This is a genomic window from Vibrio sp. D431a (assembly GCF_030248655.1).
Classification (GTDB): domain Bacteria; phylum Pseudomonadota; class Gammaproteobacteria; order Enterobacterales; family Vibrionaceae; genus Vibrio; species Vibrio alginolyticus.
On record NZ_JAHGAP010000035.1, the window covers coordinates 30,786 to 51,631 of the forward strand.

The following is a 20,846-nucleotide window of genomic DNA, read 5'->3' on the forward strand; positions in this document are numbered from 1 at the left end:
CTTATCCAGATTCAACTATCCAATTCACTCTCCAAGCTCAATGTAGCTAGCTTGGCTTAAAACAAAAGCGAGAGTTCACGATGAAACAAGTTAATGTCGACGTAGCGGTTATTGGTGGCGGGACGGCTGGTCTTGGTGCTTATCGAGCAGCAAAAGCTCATACCAACAGCGTGGTAATGATTGAGGGCGGTCCCTACGGAACAACCTGTGCTCGTGTCGGATGCATGCCGTCTAAGCTGTTAATTGCGGCAGCAGAAAGTGTTCATCAAATCGAAAAAGCACCTGGATTTGGGATACACCCGCAAGGTGAAGTACGAATTAACGGACGAGAAGTTATGGATCGTGTAAAGCGCGAACGCGATCGTTTTGTTGGCTTTGTGCTTGAAAGTGTCGATGATATTCCCGCTGAAGACAAACTATCGGGCTACGCGAAGTTTGCCGATGACCACACTCTCATCATAGATGATCATACTCAGGTCACCGCACAGCGCATTGTTATTGCGACAGGATCTCGTCCAGCATATCCGGCAGCTTGGAATGAACTGGGTGATCGCCTAGTGATTAACGATGATGTATTTGACTGGGATGACTTACCAGAGTCCGTGGCAGTATTTGGCCCAGGAGTCATCGGCCTTGAATTGGGTCAGGCTTTACACCGCCTAGGAGTGAACGTGAAGCTCTTTGGCCTTGGAGGACAAGTGGGCCCACTGACAGACCCAGAGGTGATGGCGTATGCAGATAAAGCCTTTAAGGAAGAGTTCTACCTTGATGCAGATGTAAAAGTCGAAAGCATGAAACGCATTGCTTCGTCAGACAATGACGGCGAAGACAAGGTCGAAATCCAATTCATCAACCATGATGGCGAATTAGAAACTTTCGTTGTCGATTACGTATTGGCCGCAACGGGTCGTCGTCCAAACGTCGATAAGCTGGCGATCGAGAACACCAATGTGGCTCTCGATGAACGTGGCGTACCAACGGCGGATCACTATACATTGCAAACTTCGGTAGAGAGCATCTTCATCGCAGGTGATGCAAGTAACCAAATTCCACTGCTGCACGAAGCCGCTGACCAAGGCCGTATTGCTGGAGACAACGCAGGCCGTTTCCCAGATATTCGTGCGGGTCTGCGTCGCTCACCAATTTCAGCCGTGTTCTCCGACCCTCAAATTGCTATGGTTGGCGAAACATATAAACAACTAGAAACACGTCTAGGCACATGTGGATGTTTCGCAACCGGTGAAGTCTCGTTTGAAAATCAAGGACGTTCGCGCGTCATGCTTCGTAATAAAGGTATTCTGCATGTCTACGGAGAGCAAGGCACTGGACGTTTTTTAGGTGCAGAAATGATGGGCCCGAATGCAGAGCATCTTGCGCACCTTTTAGCGTGGGCGCACCAAAATAGGATGACGATTTCTGAGATGTTAGATATGCCCTTCTATCACCCAGTGATTGAAGAAGGCGTCCGCACCGCTCTACGTGATTTGAATGCAAAACTACACTTAGGGCCAGAAATGGTGAAACATTGTCTTGACTGCGGCCCAGGCTGCTAACGCTTTCAGGCTTCTATCTAAATATAAAGCAAAGCCTCGTCATCAACGAGGCTTTGCTTTACTACTTCGGCGCAATGAAATCTCTCTTACGCTGCCATCATTGCATAGCGACTGACCATACAAATCGCGACAACACCGATCATAAAGAACCCACCAGCGATACTTAGCGCAAGTTTCAACTCTGTCGACATCATTATATTTCCTGTTAAAGACTGACAGCGCACCATACATCAATTACGTGCCACAAAGCTTTTACAAAGCTAACTTTCCATTTTTGGTTGTGTCATGGCGCTCTAAGTCCGGTACAAGAAACACTTTCCACCATATAGTTAGATATATAATCTGAAGCAACACTAATGGTTTGGAAAACACTATGACTTGTCGCCGCTGCGAGGAACATTGGTTTTGGAAAAAACTTGGACGTTGCCAACGATGCTTGGATCAATTGACGGTACTTTCTGTACTGTGTTGGATTGTGTGGTGGTTTACGCTCAAAGATGATCCACAAAGCATCGAGTCGATCGCTTTGATCTTTGCCGGCTTCGCTTTCAACGTTTTGTTGTTTCTACACTTATGGATGCGTTTTGTCATCTTGCCTTGGCAACGTCGAAAGGGACAAAAAAAGGCGAATAAAAAAGAGAAAAGTGACAGATAGAAAAAAGCCCCAAAACCAATGTCAGTTCTGGGGCTCTCTTAGATTCTTCTAAGAAAAAGCAGTGGTACTTTAATAGACCGGGCTTCCTCTCAAAGGTTCCAAATTTTTTCGATTTTTTTAGCGAATACTGATGTAAGTAAACAGGAAAATGACTATGTCATTGAATGCTAATAAAATCACTCCACAACTTCAGTTCATGCCACATGCGTTTTTTGGATCACTTGCTCCATTAAATTGATCTCAAGCGCTACCTCATCACATGCATGTTGACGTGGGCACTGATCGCAATCTTTCAGAACTTTCTCCGGCAGTAATGACTTCGATGTCGGTAAAAAGCTTTGCTTCATAAAGAACTCAGGCGTTCGCGTTAGAACAAAGACTTTCTTGATCGCCATCTGGCGCGCTTTCTCAACCAAATAGTTCACAATCGCACTGCCCTGCCCTTGGCCTTGCCAGCCCGCTTCGATACCAAGAGAGCGTATTTCAGCCAACCCTGAGTCATACACATATAGAGAAGCACAACCCGTCACTTCACCATGATGCTCAGCCACCGCGAAAGAGCCAATATCTCTCACGAGCTCATTACGAGAGCGCGGAAGATTCTCACCAAGGTTCGCCCAGTAAGCAACCATACCTTCCAACGTTTCAATGTCCGTCAAACGTGCAGGACGCACTTTCACCGCCGAGCTGTCACGCTGGCTCAGGCGCTTATCCGCTTGTTCTACCGCGTAAGCGACCTGATGAGGCGAAACACCACCCAAAGCACAACGCTTTTCCAAACACGAATCGATAGTCAGAATGTCATACACATCCGCTTCAATGACTTCTGAGAAGGCTTTTAACTCTTCGATAGACAGCTCTTCTAGCGCACAACCTTTAGCAATAGCACCAACGACCGCGACACCGACGATGTGGTGAGCTTCACGGAATGGGATGCCTTTCGCCACTAGGTAATCAGCTAACTCCGTCGAGTTTGCGTAACCTTGTTTCGCCGCTTCTAGTGTGCGCTCGCCATTCACTTTAATACCGTCAAAACACAGAGCTGCCATTTCCATGCAGTCGTTCCATGTATCTAAAGCGTCAAACAACCCTTCTTTATCTTCCTGCATGTCTTTGTTGTACGCCAATGGCAAGGCTTTAACTGTCATCATCATGCTCGATAATGCGCCATAGACACGCCCTGTCTTACCACGGATCAACTCAAGTGCATCTGGGTTTTTCTTCTGTGGCATTAATGACGAACCAGATGTCACCGTATCCGCTAACTCAATGAAGTTTGACTCGCCTGAATTGTAGAAGATCATATCTTCTGCAAGACGAGAAAGGTGAAGCATAGAAATCGACGCCACCGACATCAGTTCCATCACATGATCACGATCTGAAACCGAATCGAGTGAATTACGCGTAGCACGGTGGAAACCGAGATTATGTGCTAATTGTTCGCGATCAATCGGATAAGCCGTTCCCGCTAACGCACCCGAGCCAAGTGGACAAGTGTCGAGACGCTGTAAGGCATCATTCAGACGAGAGTAGTCACGCTCGAACATTTCAACATAAGCCAAGCACCAGTGAGCAAAAGTTACAGGTTGAGCACGCTGAAGATGAGTATAGCCTGGCAATACGGTGCCTTGGTGCTGTTTAGCAACATGGACCATTTGTGCTTGTAGGCGATCTAAAGCAATCAATAATTGCTGACCTTGCTGACGACACCAAAGTTTCAAGTCTGTGGCGACTTGGTCATTCCGAGAACGCCCAGTGTGGAGTTTTTTACCTAAATCTCCCACTTTACTGATTAGCTGCTGTTCAACCCAAGAGTGGATATCTTCTGCATCAGAGCGAAGAATTTGGTGAGGGTCTTCCATCACTTCTAACTTCAGCTCATTTAAAGCAAGTTCCAGTTTTTTCTGTTCTTCTGCCGATAGCACATCAACAGAAAGCAGAGCTTTAGACCATGCGATTGAACCTACGATGTCTTGCTCAGCCAATCGGTAGTCAAAACGCAACGAATCATTGAACTCTTTAAATCTGGTGTCTGCCGCTTGGGTAAATCTTCCGCCCCATAATGCCATTGCGTCTCTCCTGATGACTATTGCTTACTCTAACGTTCTCGAATGAGTAGTAACCAATTTGATGGTCATTTGCTCACTTTTTCTTATGGGTCAACGTTACGGCAATTTCGATAAAAAATAAAGTATAAATTCAATATTTTTACATATATATTCAAAACAACTTTAGATACCCGCTTTTAGAAACCAAAAGACCCGCCTATAAATGGCGGGTCTTTATTCAATCCAAGATGGATGTTAAGGGATTATTTCTTCTGGCTGTTCAATGCACGAATACGGCTTGATAGCGAGTAAAGACGGATGAACCCACCTGCATGGCTTTGGTCGTAAACTTCATCTTCACCAAAAGTCGCGAACTCTTCTGAATACAAGCTGTTGTCAGAACGTTTTTGCGTCACTGTCGCTTGACCTTTGTAGAGCTTAACAACCACTTCACCGTTAACGTCTTGCGCTAGCTCTTCTGAAGCGGCAAGGATCGATTTACATAGTGGCGTAAACCAACGGCCATCGTATACAAGGTGAGACGCTTTTAGACCTAGCTCCTCACGGAATTCGAATGATGATTTGTCTAGCACAAGCTGCTCTACAGCACGCAGCGCTTCCATCATGATGGTGCCTCCCGGTGTTTCATAACAACCACGAGACTTCATTCCAACAAGACGGTTTTCCACGATATCGATACGGCCAACACCGTGCTTAGCGCCCTTCTCATTTAGGTAAACCAGTGCGTTGTATGGTGTCATCGCTTCACCATCAACTTCGACCACTTCACCTTTTTCTACTTTCAGCGTGACGTATTCCGCTTCATTTGGCGCTTGCTCTGGGTCGACAGTCCACACCCAGCAGTCTTCGTTTGGTGCGTTCCACGTATCTTCTAAAACGCCGCCTTCCGTCGAAATGTGCCATGCGTTTGCATCACGCGAATAGATCTTAGTAAGAGACGCAGAGCAAGGAATATTACGCTCAGCTAGGTAATCCAAACACTCTTCACGGCTCACTAGGTCCCACTCACGCCAAGGTGCAATCACTTGTAAGTCCGGTGCTAGTGCTGCGAATGCGCCTTCAAAACGTACTTGGTCGTTACCTTTACCTGTACAGCCATGACACAGAGCGTCCGCGCCCACTTTACGTGCCACTTCAACCTGCGCTTTGGCAATGATTGGACGCGCCATTGATGTACCTAGCAGGTACTTACCTTCGTAGTACGCGCCGGTTTTTAGCGTTGGGTAAATGTAGTCTGCGACCATTTCTTCTTTCAAGTCAGCGATGTAGCACTCAGAAGCACCAGAGGCTTTTGCTTTCGCTTCAATGCCTTCTAGCTCTTCGGCACCTTGACCAACATCGGCAACGAAAGCCACTACTTCACAGTCGTAGTTCTCTTTTAGCCACGGGATAATTACTGAAGTATCTAGACCGCCTGAGTATGCGACTACCACTTTATTTACGTTCACTTTGCTCATGTTTTTTCTCCAAACTTAACTGGCGCTGCGCTCGGCGGTCAGTGCCAACTACGACTTCCTAATATTGAATTCTTTTGCTGATGCTTATTGAGGCAAGAATTGAGTACCAATACTTTCACCAGCGAATAACTGTGCTAATTTTTCTGGGTAACGCCAGGTCGCGACTTCAATTGGACGGCCAAGATCATTGGCGGCCTCCAAAGCGGCTTTAACTTTGACGATCATGCCATCGGTGATCACATGTCCATCGATCAACGAGTTAGCTTGCTGCTCTGACAGGGTTTTGATCAAATGGCCTTTTCCATCTAATACACCACTCACGTCTGATAACAGGACTAACTCCGCATCTAATGCGCCCGCAACCGCGACTGCTGCTTGATCAGCATTCACATTCATCATCTGGCCATCTTTGGTTAAACCAATTGAACTGATGATCGGCAGTGCACCTGTGTTTAGCACCGCTTGTAATAGTGCTGAGTCACCCGGTGATGCTTTGCCTACCGCGCCGAGTTCTGGGTCAAGTTCTTCAACAAGACACAAACCACCATCCGCAAGGCTAAGACCCACAGCGTTAAGACCGTCCGCAATCGCTTGACCTTGAAGTAACTTATTCGCAGTGCCTGCAAGCGCGCCTGCAATCACAGGAATTTGATCGTAAGGCGTTACGCGTAAACCGTTTTTCTTTACGGTTTCAAGCTGAAGCTTTGCCATCAACTCATCAACTAGGTAGCCACCGCCATGAACGATGGCGATTTGTCGCTGTGCCGATTTTTGGTAAGCCGCAATGGCACCAAACAGTTGGCTTAAGGTTTGAGTGCATGATAGAGCTGCACCACCTAGCTTAATGACTAAAGGAGCTTGATTGGTTTGCGTCATCGCATTTCCCTCTTTCAACGACTACAGCAACGCTGTCAGTTCTGGGTAACCGTAATGAATATTGAGACATTGCATCGCTTGACTCGATGCACCTTTAAGTAGGTTGTCGATAGCTGAAATCACAATGATGTGTTCGCCTTGTACCTTCCAGCCGATATCGCAGAAAGGGGTATTTTCGACATCCTGAATACGTGGAATACCGTCGCCTTTAAGACGCACCGCAGGCTTGCCTTGATAAGCTTGTTCAAACGCCTGTGCCACTTGTGCTTCTGTCACACCTTGCGCAAGCTTCATGGTGATAGTGACAAGAATGCCGCGTTTAAAGTTGCCGAGGTGCGGAGTAAAAATCACATCGCAACCCAAGTGCTGAGCAATCTCTGGCTGGTGACGATGGTTAAATACACCATAAGGTTGCAAGCTCACTTCACAGAAGCTGTTAACCATGGAGGCTTTACGCCCTCCACCAGATACACCACTGGTTGCGTTGATCACTGGCCATTGGTTGGTATCGAGCAACGCATGTTCTAATAAAGGTTTGATTGCAAGCTGTGAAGCGGTTGGGTAGCAACCTGCTACTGCAATCAAAGGAGTGGTTTTTATTGATTCTTGGTTCCACTCTGCTAAGCCGTATGCTGCTTTATCTAGCCAGTTGTTATGTTGATGTGCGAAGCCATAAAAAGTGTCGTAAAAGCCTTCACTTTTCACACGGAATGCACCCGATAAATCGAATACCTGACAGCCTGTCTCCAAGAAAGTTGGGGCTAAATCATGGCTGACTTCGTGAGCCGTTGCCAAAAACACCACGTCCGATTCTTGAGCGATTTGCAGTGGATCCGTTAGTGGTAAAACTGGCATATCAATGATGCCCGCTAGCTTACCGTGTAGCTGCGCGATGCTCTTTCCCGCATCAACACTGTTGGCGGAAACGTATAAACCTGATAGCGTGAGTTGTGGGTGTTTATTAACCATTAACGCTAACTCTGCGCCGGTGTAACCGCTGGCTCCAATAATCGTGGTTTTTAGCATTGTGTGACATCCATATACTTAAAGGCTCAAATGACTATTCATATTTAATTTTTGCTTTATTTTGATTTTTTATTCATTAAATATGATTTAATATGTGTTTTACATTTTTGTGGTCTGTCTGTCAACAGGAGATTTGAAGAATCCATGCAATTACCAACTTTTCTAGAGGTCTATGAAGGACTCATCAGCACCTCTTCTATCAGCTCCACGGATCCGAGCTGGGATCAGGGCAATGCAAAAGTCATCGAAAAACTCGCATCTTGGTTTAAAGATCTGGGTTTTAGCGTTGAAGTGATCGAAGTCGAGCCAGGCAAGCACAATATGATCGCACGTATGGGTGAGGGTGAAGGTGGCCTTTTACTTGCTGGCCATAGTGATACCGTGCCATTCGATCAAGGGCGATGGAATTTCGATCCGCATAAACTGACGGAAAAAGACAACCGCTTCTACGGTTTAGGCACAGCAGACATGAAAGGCTTTTTCGCCTTTATTTATGAAGCAGTGAAGAAAGTCGATTGGAGCAAGCAGAGCAAACCACTCTACGTATTAGCCACTTGTGACGAAGAGACCACCATGTTGGGCGCGCGACATTTCACAGCAAACGCCCCATTTAAGCCGGATTACTGCATCATTGGTGAACCCACCAGCCTTGTACCAATTCGAGGTCATAAAGGGCATGTGGCAAATGCCATTCGCGTAACAGGCAAGTCCGGTCACTCATCGGACCCAGCGCTTGGCGTTAACGCTATTGAGATCATGCATGAAGTCATGTTCGCCATGATGCAACTGCGTGACAAATTGATTAAAGAATATCACCATCCGGGTTTTGCCATTCCAAGCCCAACCCTAAATCTTGGACACATTCATGGTGGTGACAGCGCTAACCGTATTTGTGGTTGCTGTGAGCTGCATTACGACGTGCGTCCTCTTCCCGGCATTAGCCTTGATGGTTTAGAGAACATGTTGCGCGGAGCATTAAAAGAAGTCGAAGCGAAATGGCCTGGGAGACTGGAGATTATTCCATTGCATGAGCCTATTCCGGGTTACGAATGCCAACATGACCACCCATTTATCGGTGGTGTTGAAGAGATCTGCCAAACCAGTTCAGAAACCGTGAACTACTGTACTGAGGCACCATTTCTACAGCAGTTGTGTCCAACCTTGGTGCTCGGCCCTGGGTCAATCGACCAAGCCCATCAACCGGATGAGTTTCTATCCTTCGACTTTATCGACCCCACAATTGATGTGCTTTCAAAGGCGATGGTCAAGTACTGCTGTTAATACGCGTTTAAGCTCGAAAGTCTGTGCAGCTCGATTGAGCTGCATCTTTTTATCTTCACAATTTAGCGCTAGTCTTAACACTTATTTAACTTGTTATTTTGTAATTAATTTTCACTTCTTACTCTATGGCTGCCGTAAATTTGCTCTAAATCAGGAGACAGCGGAATAATTGCAAACTTAGTCTGCTTTATTTGACTATAACTGGTGCTTTTCGCTAGATTGGAGTCTTAACAAGGACAATGGATGTAGTTTTTTTACGAGGCAGGACGACAATGAACGAGAAATACGCCGCACTCAAAAGTAATGTGCGCATGTTAGGCCACTTATTGGGTAACACCATTCGCGATGCCCATGGCGAAGAAATCTTCGAGAAAGTGGAAACCATTCGTAAATTATCCAAATCAGCTCAAGCAGGGAATCAAGCAGACAGGGACAGCTTGATCGAAGAAATCAAACATCTACCTGATGAGCAGCTAACGCCCGTTACTCGCGCGTTTAACCAATTTCTAAACCTCACCAATATCGCTGAGCAATACCACACGATTTCACGCCATTGTGAAGAGCACATTTGCGAACCAGACGCGATTAACTCGCTGTTTTCTAAACTGGTACAAAACGATGTGAGCAAACTGGACACTGCCCAAGCGGTTCGTGATCTGAATATTGAATTGGTATTGACGGCTCACCCAACAGAAATTACGCGCCGCACGATGATCAACAAACTGGTCAAGATAAACGAGTGCTTATCAAAGTTGGAGCTAAGCGATCTTTCTTCTAAAGAGCGCAGAAAAACCGAACGCCGCCTAGAGCAACTGATTGCCCAAGGCTGGCATTCAGACGTGATTCGACAACAACGCCCTACTCCGTTGGATGAAGCAAAGTGGGGCTTTGCGGTCGTTGAAAACTCTCTATGGGAAGCAGTACCGGACTTCCTACGTGAGATGAATGACCGTCTAAAATCTTACCTTGGAGAAGGTTTACCCATTGATGCTCGCCCAGTGCACTTCTCCTCTTGGATGGGCGGTGACCGTGACGGTAACCCGTTTGTTACTCACAACGTTACGCGTGAAGTCTTACTATTGTCTCGTTGGAAAGCCGCCGATCTTTATCTCAATGACATCAACGAGTTGATCAGCGAGCTGTCTATGACAGTTTCAAACGATCAAGTCCGTGAACTTGCTGGCGAAGATCAGCACGAACCATACCGTGCGATCCTGAAGCAATTACGCACTCTGCTCAATGAAACCAAAGATATTCTCGATGCTAAGATCCACGGTCAAAAACTGGCCGTTAAAGCACCACTGCAAAAAGTCGAGCAACTTTGGGAACCGTTGTATGCCTGCTACCAGTCACTAAACGAATGTGGCATGGGTGTAATAGCCAACGGCTCACTACTGGATACACTACGCCGCGTAAAAGCATTTGGTATCCATCTTGTACGTCTTGATATCCGCCAGGAGAGCACGCGTCACTCAGACGTCTTGTCTGAACTGACTCGCTACTTAGGTATTGGTGATTACGAACAATGGAGTGAGCAAGATAAGATTGCTTTTCTAACTAACGAGCTGGCATCTAAACGTCCGCTTCTCCCTCGTGATTGGGAACCGTCTGAACCCGTCAAAGAGGTTTTGGATACCTGCAAGATTGTTGCAGCACAACCGCGTGAAGCGTTTGGCGCTTACGTTATTTCAATGGCACGTACCGCCTCTGACGTACTAGCCGTTCATCTACTGCTACAAGAAGCTGGTTGCCCTTACCGCATGGATGTGTGTCCTCTGTTCGAAACGCTAGACGATTTGAACAACGCGGAATCGGTCATCAAGCAGCTTATGGGGATTGACCTTTACCGTGGTTTTATCCAAAACCACCAGATGGTCATGATTGGTTACTCTGACTCAGCGAAAGATGCAGGTGTTATGTCTGCAGGTTGGGCTCAGTATCATGCGATGGAATCGTTAGTTAAAGTGGCTGAAGAAGAAGGCGTTGAGCTAACTCTATTCCATGGTCGTGGGGGCACAGTCGGTCGCGGTGGCGCACCTGCGCATGCTGCGCTTTTGTCGCAACCACCAAAAAGCTTGAAAGGCGGTTTACGTGTAACAGAGCAAGGCGAGATGATCCGCTTTAAACTGGGTCTCCCAGATGTCGCAGTAAACAGCTTTAACCTATACGCAAGTGCGATTCTGGAAGCCAACTTGTTACCGCCACCGGAGCCAAAACAAGAATGGCGCGACTTGATGGAAGTGCTATCAGAAGTAAGCTGTGAGTCTTACCGAAATGTGGTTCGTGGCGAGCCAGATTTCGTGCCTTACTTCCGCCAAGCAACACCAGAACTCGAACTCGGTAAGTTGCCACTTGGTTCTCGTCCTGCAAAACGCAACCCTAAGGGCGGAGTAGAAAGCTTACGTGCAATCCCGTGGATCTTCTCATGGAGTCAAAACCGTTTGGTACTTCCTGCATGGCTAGGCGCAGGTGAAGCGATTCAATACTCGATCGATAAAGGCCACCAAGCATTGCTCGAAGAGATGTGCCGCGAATGGCCGTTTTTCTCTACTCGTCTCGGCATGCTAGAGATGGTGTACTCGAAGTGTAATATTGATATCTCTCGCTACTACGATGAGCGATTGGTGGATGAGTCGCTCCGTCCACTCGGTGAAAAACTTCGTGCTCAGCTTCAAGAAGACATCAAAGCGGTACTGAATGTAGAGAACAATGAAAACTTGATGCAGCATGACCCTTGGGGACTCGAGTCGATTCGCTTACGCAATATCTACGTTGAGCCATTGAATATGCTACAGGCAGAGCTACTATACCGCACGCGTCAAACCGAAGAAGCTTCTGCAAACTTGGAAGAAGCGTTGATGGTGACGATTGCTGGTATTGCTGCTGGTATGCGCAACACAGGCTAATCGTTTCATTTTTAATAAAAAGCTGGGCAAATGCTCAGCTTTTTTTTATCACAGGATAATCGCACCAAAACAAAGGCAGTTAAATACACCACTATAGACCCAAAAAATACCAAAATAAAAGAATAAAAAACCACAAGTTAACACTATTGATTATTATGTTAGTTTTTTAGGGTAATTTTGTCCTACTATTCCACTTCATGCTTATTATTTATATACTACTTGCCTGCTGAGAGCTCATAAATCCAATCATACCTGCTCCAGCCTTGATGGGACTCCCCATCTCTCTAGGTGATAAACGGCTTTAAGGTGACAGGACCAACATTGTTGGTGCTACTTATACATTAAAAAACTCAAGTGCCAGTAAGAGCGCAGCTGAAAGTATAAGTAGCTTGTTTACAAGTTTATTGACCATTTGGATTGAAGACATGTCATTACCACACGTAATCTTAACTGTTCTTAGCACTCGCGACGCAACCGGTTACGATATCACTAAAGAATTCTCTGCTAGCATCGGTTACTTCTGGAAAGCAAGCCACCAACAGGTGTACCGTGAACTCAACAAAATGGCTGAGAAAGAACTGGTTACTTGCGTATTAGAACCCCAAGAAGGCAAACCAGACCGCAAGGTTTACTCCATTACAGACGCTGGTCGCAGCGCTTTAGGAGAGTGGTTTGATCAACCAACTGCACACCCAACAGTTCGTGATGAGTTTTCAGCGAAATTGATGGCATGTGCCGTTCAACCAGCGGCTCCATTCCGTGACCAACTCGCCGAGCTAGTTGAAGAGTCTCGCAAACTGGTTTCTCACTACAAAGAAATTGAAGCGGCTTACTACGCAACGCCGTCAACTTTAGATAAACAAGCTCGCCTAGAACGTCTAACGCTTCGCCGTAACCTACTGTTACGTGAAACTTGGATCACTTGGGCAGAAGAAGTTCTAACTGAACTTGAAGTGATTGGTTAAACTCCTTTTGCTTTGATAAAACGAAAAAGGCTTGCCACTTGGCAAGCCTTTTATCTTTTTGAAACTAGGTTTACGCACCGACTACTGCGCGAGGACGAACACCCAACGTATGGCATAACGCGTAAGTCATCTCTGCACGGTTTAGTGTGTAGAAGTGAAAATCCTTAACCCCTTCACGACTCAGTACACGCACCATATCAATAGCTTGGCTAGCTCCTACAAGCTGGCGAGTCACCGGATCATCATCCAAGCCATCGAATTGTTTGCTCATCCATCCTGGTACTTTCACATTGTTCTGTGCCGCAAAGCGAGAAGCTTGCTTAAAGTTCGATACAGGCAAAATTCCTGGCACAATCTCTACGTCAATTCCTGCTGCGACACAACGGTCACGGAATCGCAGGTAAGACTCAACGTCAAAAAAGAACTGAGTAATAGCACGGTTTGCACCTGCATCTACCTTACGTTTTAGGTTCAATAAGTCAGACTGTGCGCTTTTAGCTTCAGGGTGAACCTCAGGGAATGCAGCAACGGAGATATCGAAATCGTGGCGTGATTTCAGCAGCTCAACCAAATCCGAGGCATACATATCAGGCGCACCGCCACCTGGAGGAATATCACCACGCAGAGCGACGATATTTTCAATACCATTGTTCCAATAATCATCGGCAATATTAATCAGCTCTTCACGAGTCGCATCAATACAAGTGAGATGGGGAGCGGCAACCAATCCGGTTGTTGCTTTAATTTCTTTAATGATGGAGTGTGTTCTGTCACGCTCGCCGGAGTTCGCACCGTAAGTCACAGAAACAAATTTAGGTTGAAGCGTTTTAAGACGGTGCACTGAATTCCAAAGTGTTTCTTCCATCTTAGCGCTGCTTGGCGGAAAAAACTCAAACGATACATTGATGTTATCTGATAACTCAGCAATATTCTGGTTCAAGGCGTCGATATGGCCTGCGTGCGTATATCCCATCTTACTCTCCCTGCGGCACTCCGCCACGAAAACAAATCCTTAAAATCGACGTTTAGACGTCTATATGTCTACAGAATGTATTGAATACGATTTAATGTCAACCTTGTAATTATGAATTTTTCTCAAGTTAATAATGAAGATAGTTCAAGTTTCTACTTGAGCATCATCTCACCATTTTGCACGGGTTATGACTTCAGTATGGCACTGATAGGGGAATAAAAAACCCTGGATTAATTCCAGGGTTTTTAGGTCAATCGCAACTTTAAAATAAACCAGCCAATCGGTTGAGGTCGGATTGAATAGCGCCGGCTGTCACTTCTCTGCCTGCGCCTGGTCCTCGAATGACCAGAGGGTTATCTTTGTACCACTTGCTCTCTATGGCAAAAATGTTATCGCATGGCAATAAGTTGGCGAGCGCGTGCTCACGAGATAACGCTTCGACTCCCACCGTTGCTTTACCATTTTTTTCTAAACGCGCCACATAGCGAAGCACTTGATCGTTTCTCTGTGCTTTTGTCAGACGCTCTTGAAGTATTTCACTCAACAACGCTCCATTATCGAAGAAATCATCTAAGCTCAGTTCTCTTAATTCTTCTGGAACCAAAGACTCAACTTTAACGCTGTCTGGTTCTATATCTAGGCCCGACTCTCGAGCCAAGATGACTAACTTACGCATTACATCGGAGCCATCTAAATCAGAACGAGGGTCAGGTTCGGTTAACCCTTGCTGCCAAGCAAGATCGACTAAATCATTAAATGGCACAGAACCATCAAACTGTTGGAACAGCCATGATAACGTCCCCGAGAAAATCCCCGATAGAGCGACGATTTCATCCCCACTTTCACGAAGATCTCGCACGGTATGGTTTATCGGTAACCCAGCACCAACCGTTGCGTTGTATAGCCAATGACGACCAATTTTAGCGAATGCATCTTGAACCTGATGGTAGTACTGACTATCTGCGGAACCGGCCACTTTGTTAGCGGAAATCAAATGAATGCCTTGCTGTGCGATTTCTACGTAGCGCTGAGCTAACTCTTTACTCGCGGTAACATCAAGCACGACGGCTTCATCATAGCTTTTAAGTGCTCCCAAACGTGCCAGCCAATCCCCATTGTTTGCTATGCTTTCATCATCAAATCGTTCAGCAACACTCGCCGCCTCAATACCTTGCTCATCGAACCAATAGGTTTGGCTATCCACAACCGCGACAAGATCAAAGCTCATACCATGACGTTTTTCGAGCTCACTTTTTTGCGTCGCAAATAAATTTAACCAACTAGAACCAATATTACCCTTGCCACATAAAGCCACTGCCACGCGTTTTTGCGCTTGGAACAACTGGCTATGAATCGTTTGAACCAACGCCTCGGTATCACTACGGCGCAAAACAGCGACTAGGCTCAGTCCTGAGTCTGTTTCAGAGATAAATTCTACCGGAGAGTGCTTTAGCTTCTGATAAAAGCCAAAGCAATGATTGGCGTTTTTCGTAACGCCTGCACCTACCGCAGCTAAGAGCGAGTAACCTTCTTTTAGCTTAATTTCTGCCTCTACCGCAAGCTCTTGCAAGTGTTTCAATGCACCACCGGCGATTTCTGCGGTGTAAGCTAAGCGTAGCGTGTGCTGATCGGATTGAGCTTCAAATGCCAGTGGCTCTAATTGCGCGCGCTGCAACGCTTGTAATACATCACTCTGTGTTTTTTCGAAGTCGTGCCCATGCATGAAAGACAACTGCACCAATAAAACATCATCCAGTGAAGTAATAATTTTAGCGCCACGACCAGATGCCAATACACGCTCAATACGAGTAGAACCCGACTCTGGCAGATAGCTACACTTGAGATTAAGGTCCATGGTACTTTGCGCCACAGGCTGAAGCGTACGACTGTGTAGCACTGGGGCAGCTAAGCGAGCAAGTTCACTGGCTTCATCCAATCGAAGTAACGGTAATAAACAAGCGTCAGACACCAAACGTGGATCGGCACTATAGACACCAGCAACATCACTCCAAATCGTGACAGTACTGACTTCAGCAAGCGCGCCTATGACCGTTGCAGAATAGTCAGAGCCGTTACGACCAAGTAGAATGGTTTCTCCTGCCTCGTTCTGAGCCATAAATCCAGTAATTACCACACGTTTATGGTTATGCTGCGCGAGGATCTCTTTAATTAAAGGGTATGAACGAGCGCGATCAACCTCTGGTTGAGTTCCCGCTTCTGCACGTAAAAACGCTCGTGCATCTTGTGCAACCGCAGGGATAGAACGTTGAGATAATAACGCGGCCAATAGGCGAGCAGACCATACTTCTCCGTGTCCCAGTACCGCAGATTTTTGCGCATTAGTGAGTGGTGCAGTCAGCTCCGAGAGAGTACTGAACTCATCATGTAATAAAGCTAACAGCTCTTCTTTTGCTTCACTCTCCAACAAGCTTTCTATTAGCTCAGTTTGAAACTGTCTTAAGCTTTGAAGCGCTTCATGCGCAATTCGGCCATCTTTATTTAACCCTTCCAAAAACTCAATCAAGCGGTTAGTGGTTTTTCCTGCAGCAGAGACGACCACCAGATCATTTTCTGTCGAATACTCCTTGAGAATACCCACAACGCGTAAGTAGCATTCTGGGTTTGCTAAGCTACTGCCACCAAACTTATGCAGCTGACGTTGTACAGTCATTGTTATCGTCTCCTATTACTGGGTAGCTTTAGCGAACGCTTGTTCTAAATCTGTGATGAGGTCTTGTGCATCTTCCAAACCGACAGACAAACGCAATAGTTGATGAGAGACCCCAGCCTCCGCCAGCGCCTCCTCACCCATTGCACGGTGCGTCATGGATGCCGGGTGGCAAATCAAACTTTCTACACCACCTAATGATTCAGCTAATGAAAACAGTTGGAGCTCTTTCACAAACACCTTTAACTGTTCAAACGAACCAGCAAACTCAAAACTCAACATAGAGCCAAAGCCCGTTTGCTGCTTTTTAGCGATGTCATGACCTGGATGTTCCGGCAGGCTTGGATGATAGATAGTTTTAACTAACGCTTGTTTCTGTAGGTAAGCCAGTACCTGCTGTGAGCTCTCTTCATGTACTTTCATACGAGCACCAAGCGTACGAATACCTCGCAGTGTCATGTAACTATCGAAAGGTGTGCCCGTTGCACCAATACAATTGCCCCACCATGCAAGCTCTTCTGCATGCGCTTCTGTGTTGGTGATGATTACCCCACCAATTACGTCCGAATGACCGTTGATGTACTTTGTTGTGGAGTGGATAACAAAATCCGCACCTAGCTCTAAAGGTTTTTGGTACACGGGTGTCAAAAAGGTATTGTCCACCGCAACTAACGCGCCGATTTGTTTCGCTTTTTCACAAGTAGCTGCAATATCCACTACGCGAACCAGAGGGTTTGACGGAGTTTCTAGCAAAATGAGTTTTGGTTTTTGTGCCAATGCAGCATCTAAAGCCTGTTCGTCTGATTGATCGACAAACTGAACCTTAAAATCGCCTTTGTTAGCTCGGGTATTAAAAAGACGATAGGTACCACCATAACAATCGTGAGGAGCAATAATGAGATCATCTGGGCCGAGAAAAGCGGAAACCCATAAATTTAATGCCGACGTACCGCAGTTAGTAACAACCGCTCCTTTTCCAGACTCAAGTTCAGATAGCGCACTTTCCAACAGTCCGCGGTTTGGATTACCAGATCGTGTGTAATCATACTTGGGCACTTCACCAAAAGCAGGAAAACCATAGTTAGTGGAAAGATAAATAGGTGGAACGACAGCATGATATTGGCTGTCTGATTCAATACCAGTGCGTACTGCAATGGTCGCAGGTTTGCGAGTGCTCATGGGTGTATCCTTTCACGGGTAATGACTTCTAAATAGGAATGCGCTATATCTAATGAGTAACATAAAGTGATCAACACGCTTCCTTTGCTGTTATGTTCACTTTACTCGTCAAAAAATGAGACGTCAACACTTCTAGACGTCTATATGTCTTTGCTTATGGCGGTAAATGCAGCTAAAATCAGCACCTAAATTATTTTTAACCGATTACATAAATGAAGGTGTGCAATGGCTGACTGGAATGGCGAATACATTAGCCCATATGCAGAGCACGGCAAAAAAAGCGAACAAGTAAAAAAAATTACCGTCTCTATCCCGCTAAAAGTTTTAAAGGTGCTAACTGATGAGCGTACTCGCCGTCAGATCAATAACTTACGCCATGCAACCAATAGTGAATTGCTATGCGAGGCATTTTTGCACGCGTACACAGGTCAGCCACTTCCGACAGATGAAGACCTTCGTAAAGACCGTCCTGATGATATTCCAACAGAAGTAAAAGCGCTGATGACGGAAATGGGCATCGAATTTGAGTCATTCGACGAAGAATAAAAAAGCCTGATAAGAGGTTTCAGGTAATAACTCTTGCCTCGAGCCAAATGAATGACATAAAAAATGGGACGCAATAGCGTCCCATTTTTGTGTATCACATCTGAAAGATATATTACTCTGCCATGTAGTTTTCAGGCATCTCGATACGAGCTACACCTGAATTAACCGCCGCCTGAGCAACCGCTTTTGCAACACGTGGTAGCAAACGTGAATCCATTGGTTTTGGAATAATATAGTCCGCACCAAACTCTAGCTTATCAACACCTGCAGCCTTCAATACGGCTTCAGGTACAGGCTCTTTTGCTAGCTCACGAATCGCCTCAACGGCTGCAAGTTTCATTTCATCATTGATTTCACTTGCACGCACATCAAGAGCACCGCGGAAAATGAATGGGAAACACAATACGTTGTTAACTTGGTTAGGATAATCACTACGGCCAGTACCCATGATCAAGTCATCACGAACTGCGTGAGCAAGTTCCGGCTTGATTTCAGGATCCGGGTTAGAACATGCGAATACGATTGGCTTATCTGCCATCAACTTCAACGCTTCCGCTGGCAATAGGTTTGGACCAGATACACCTAGGAACAGATCTGCACCTTCAATCACGTCTTCTAGTGTGCGCTTATCTGTATTGTTCGCAAATAGCTGCTTATATTCATTAAGATCATCACGACGAGTGTGAATCACACCTTTGCGATCTAGCATGTAGATTTTTTCGCGCATTGCGCCGCATTTGATCAGAAGCTCCATACACGCTACAGCGGCAGCGCCAGCGCCAAGACAAACAATTGTTGAATCTTCAAGTTTCTTACCTTGAAGTTCGATTGCATTCAGCATACCCGCTGCCGTTACAATAGCAGTACCATGTTGATCATCGTGGAATACTGGTACATCACAACGTTCAATCAGACGCTTTTCAATCTCAAAACAGTCTGGTGCTTTAATATCTTCAAGGTTGATACCGCCAAAAGTGTCTGCAATGCTCGCAACAGTATCAACAAATTCATCGATCGTGCGGTGCTTAACTTCAATATCAATAGAGTCAAGACCTGCAAAACGCTTAAACAGTAACGCTTTACCTTCCATCACTGGCTTAGATGCAAGTGGACCTAGGTTACCTAGACCTAGAATAGCGGTACCGTTAGAAATAACAGCAACCATGTTCCCTTTTGCAGTGTACTTGTACACGTTATCCGGGTTTTGTGCGATTTCACGCACTGGCTCTGCAACACCAGGGCTGTAAGCAAGGGCAAGATCACCCGCCGTTTCCGCAGGCTTTGTCAGTTCGACAGCAATCTTTCCTGGAGTTGGATAAGCATGGTAATCCAATGCTTTTTGGCGATGTTCTTCTTCTGGAGTGGCTGCTTGGTGGTTGTCTTCAGACATGGACGTTTCTCTTTTTTATTTTTAGGTAAGGGGGCATAAATTCTATCGGATAGAAATCAAACTTCATAGGCAAGATTGCGAGCAATATCCTTAAAAAGCCGATAATAAAAGAGATTAGACCAGATAACGGGGTTAAGCACCTGATTTTCGAGTCAGGTGCTCTTTCTTCTTACTATTATTGGAGTATGCAAACTCAGAAAGTATCGTTACTCTTCGTCCACGTATTGCGCTTGGAGATAATTCTCAATACCAGACATTTCAATCAAGCCAAGTTGCGTCTCTAGCCAATCAACATGTTCTTCTTCATCTTCAAGAATATCTTGGAAGAGATCTCGAGACACATAATCTCGAATGTCTTCAGCGTAGGCAATCGCATCTTTTAAATCTGGAATAGCCGCCATTTCAAGCTTTAAGTCACACTCGAGCATTTCCTTGGTATCTTCACCAATCATCAACTTACCTAAATCTTGTAGGTTCGGTAGGCCTTCAAGGAACAAAATACGCTCAATTAGATGATCGGCATGCTTCATCTCATCGATAGATTCGTGATATTCCTTGTCTGCTAGGTGCTTTAAGCCCCAGTCTTTATACATTCGGGCGTGAAGAAAATACTGATTAATAGCGACGAGCTCGTTACCGAGCACTTTATTGAGATGTTGAATGATGATTGGATCGCCTTTCATGACAAAACCCTCCTCTTTGGCTTCATTTAAATGTAGAAGCAAATGAGAAGGTGTCAAAATGTAAGGCAAATAATTACTGCATACTTACAGCAATTAGCTAGCTTGTTTAAATTCCGTGTAACTAGTTTCCGCTAAAATTTCCTTGGCCTGTCTGATGCACTTACCACATTGGCTGCCCAATGCCGTGCACTTTTTGATTCCTTTAATATCTGTTACGCCTTCATCTATCGCCAACTTCCTAATTTTTTTGTCGGAGACACCATGGCAAAGACAAACGAACATACTCAAAAAACCTATAAAACTAATCTGTGACAAACAATATAAACAAGAATAGTTCTTGTTACCAGTCGCATTATGGTGTCCGCTCAGAATATTTGGTTATAACGATTTTACCGCTGCAGGAAAAGATCAAAGGGTTAAGAGGGGTGAGTAAAAGTGTTAAGATACAAAGCCGGTAAAACTCTGTTTTTAAATCGAAAAAGTGACGTCTTTTATTTCAACACTTATAACTAAATGTAATCTAGAAATGAAAAAGGGAAGCCTAAGCTTCCCTTTTCGATGCGCTTTCTTCAAAAAGAAGAACAGTGCAAGATTTCGTTTAATTCGCTATGAATTAGTC

The 20,846-nt window shown here is 45.5% G+C and carries 16 protein-coding genes; 6 read left to right on the forward strand and 10 right to left on the reverse strand.

The annotated features are described in order from the left end of the window. Positions 1 to 80 precede the first annotated feature (80 nt). Positions 81 to 1,553 (forward strand): dihydrolipoyl dehydrogenase, encoded by a 1,473-nt coding sequence (locus tag KJB35_RS25345; protein ID WP_248525352.1) that lies wholly within the window; start codon positions 81 to 83, stop codon positions 1,551 to 1,553. A gap of 373 nt (positions 1,554 to 1,926) precedes the next feature. Then, positions 1,927 to 2,208, forward strand: a complete 282-nt coding sequence (locus KJB35_RS25350) for a DUF3624 domain-containing protein (protein ID WP_025768083.1) — start codon at positions 1,927 to 1,929, stop codon at positions 2,206 to 2,208. A 194-nt stretch (positions 2,209 to 2,402) separates the two neighbouring features. Here the strand turns inward: KJB35_RS25350 and argH are convergent, their stop codons facing one another. The 4 genes from argH to argC form a co-directional block, all read right to left on the reverse strand. After that, complete coding sequence (argH, locus tag KJB35_RS25355; RefSeq protein WP_053304155.1) at positions 2,403 to 4,277, reverse strand: argininosuccinate lyase; 1,875 nt, start codon at positions 4,275 to 4,277, stop codon at positions 2,403 to 2,405. A gap of 242 nt (positions 4,278 to 4,519) precedes the next feature. Continuing rightward, positions 4,520 to 5,734 (reverse strand): argininosuccinate synthase, encoded by a 1,215-nt coding sequence (locus KJB35_RS25360; RefSeq protein ID WP_017821738.1) that lies wholly within the window; start codon positions 5,732 to 5,734, stop codon positions 4,520 to 4,522. Positions 5,735 to 5,818: 84 nt separating this feature from the next. Continuing rightward, entirely contained in the window at positions 5,819 to 6,610 is a 792-nt protein-coding gene (gene argB, locus KJB35_RS25365; protein WP_005381333.1) for an acetylglutamate kinase, read from the reverse strand. Positions 6,611 to 6,631: 21 nt separating this feature from the next. Further along, on the reverse strand, positions 6,632 to 7,636 hold the full coding sequence (argC, locus tag KJB35_RS25370; protein ID WP_053304154.1) for an N-acetyl-gamma-glutamyl-phosphate reductase: 1,005 nt from the start codon (positions 7,634 to 7,636) through the stop codon (positions 6,632 to 6,634). 144 nt (positions 7,637 to 7,780) lie between these two features. Between argC and argE the strand changes: the two genes are divergently transcribed. The 3 genes from argE (at position 7,781) to KJB35_RS25385 (ending at position 12,788) form a co-directional block, all read left to right on the forward strand. After that, complete coding sequence (gene argE / locus KJB35_RS25375) at positions 7,781 to 8,917, forward strand: acetylornithine deacetylase (RefSeq protein ID WP_005381335.1); 1,137 nt, start codon at positions 7,781 to 7,783, stop codon at positions 8,915 to 8,917. A gap of 272 nt (positions 8,918 to 9,189) precedes the next feature. Further along, the gene (gene ppc, locus KJB35_RS25380) at positions 9,190 to 11,823 is read left to right on the forward strand and encodes a phosphoenolpyruvate carboxylase (RefSeq protein ID WP_005381336.1); all 2,634 of its coding nucleotides are present in this window, start codon (positions 9,190 to 9,192) and stop codon (positions 11,821 to 11,823) included. A gap of 425 nt (positions 11,824 to 12,248) precedes the next feature. Then, a complete protein-coding gene (locus tag KJB35_RS25385) occupies positions 12,249 to 12,788 on the forward strand; it encodes a PadR family transcriptional regulator (RefSeq protein ID WP_005382791.1) in 540 nt (179 codons plus the stop codon). A 70-nt stretch (positions 12,789 to 12,858) separates the two neighbouring features. On the opposite strand, the gene metF is transcribed toward KJB35_RS25385, so the two are convergent. The 3 genes from metF to KJB35_RS25400 all read right to left on the reverse strand — a co-directional run bounded on the left by metF (position 12,859) and on the right by KJB35_RS25400 (position 17,608). Continuing rightward, entirely contained in the window at positions 12,859 to 13,761 is a 903-nt protein-coding gene (gene metF / locus KJB35_RS25390) for a methylenetetrahydrofolate reductase (RefSeq protein WP_005381345.1), read from the reverse strand. Positions 13,762 to 14,023: 262 nt separating this feature from the next. Then, complete coding sequence (locus KJB35_RS25395; RefSeq protein ID WP_285357820.1) at positions 14,024 to 16,432, reverse strand: bifunctional aspartate kinase/homoserine dehydrogenase II; 2,409 nt, start codon at positions 16,430 to 16,432, stop codon at positions 14,024 to 14,026. 15 nt (positions 16,433 to 16,447) lie between these two features. Next, positions 16,448 to 17,608, reverse strand: a complete 1,161-nt coding sequence (locus tag KJB35_RS25400; protein ID WP_053304152.1) for an O-succinylhomoserine (thiol)-lyase — start codon at positions 17,606 to 17,608, stop codon at positions 16,448 to 16,450. 225 nt (positions 17,609 to 17,833) lie between these two features. Here KJB35_RS25400 and metJ point away from each other — a divergent pair, with 225 nt between their 5' ends. Continuing rightward, positions 17,834 to 18,154 (forward strand): met regulon transcriptional regulator MetJ, encoded by a 321-nt coding sequence (gene metJ / locus KJB35_RS25405; RefSeq protein WP_005381353.1) that lies wholly within the window; start codon positions 17,834 to 17,836, stop codon positions 18,152 to 18,154. A gap of 112 nt (positions 18,155 to 18,266) precedes the next feature. Here the strand turns inward: metJ and KJB35_RS25410 are convergent, their stop codons facing one another. The 3 genes from KJB35_RS25410 to KJB35_RS25420 form a co-directional block, all read right to left on the reverse strand. Beyond that, entirely contained in the window at positions 18,267 to 19,544 is a 1,278-nt protein-coding gene (locus tag KJB35_RS25410) for a malic enzyme-like NAD(P)-binding protein (protein ID WP_005381358.1), read from the reverse strand. Positions 19,545 to 19,750: 206 nt separating this feature from the next. Beyond that, positions 19,751 to 20,227 carry a bacterioferritin gene (gene bfr, locus KJB35_RS25415; protein WP_005381359.1) on the reverse strand — a complete coding sequence of 159 codons (477 nt, stop codon included), beginning with the start codon at positions 20,225 to 20,227 and terminating at the stop codon, positions 19,751 to 19,753. A gap of 93 nt (positions 20,228 to 20,320) precedes the next feature. Then, complete coding sequence (locus KJB35_RS25420; protein WP_054729689.1) at positions 20,321 to 20,509, reverse strand: (2Fe-2S)-binding protein; 189 nt, start codon at positions 20,507 to 20,509, stop codon at positions 20,321 to 20,323. Positions 20,510 to 20,846: the final 337 nt, after the last annotated feature.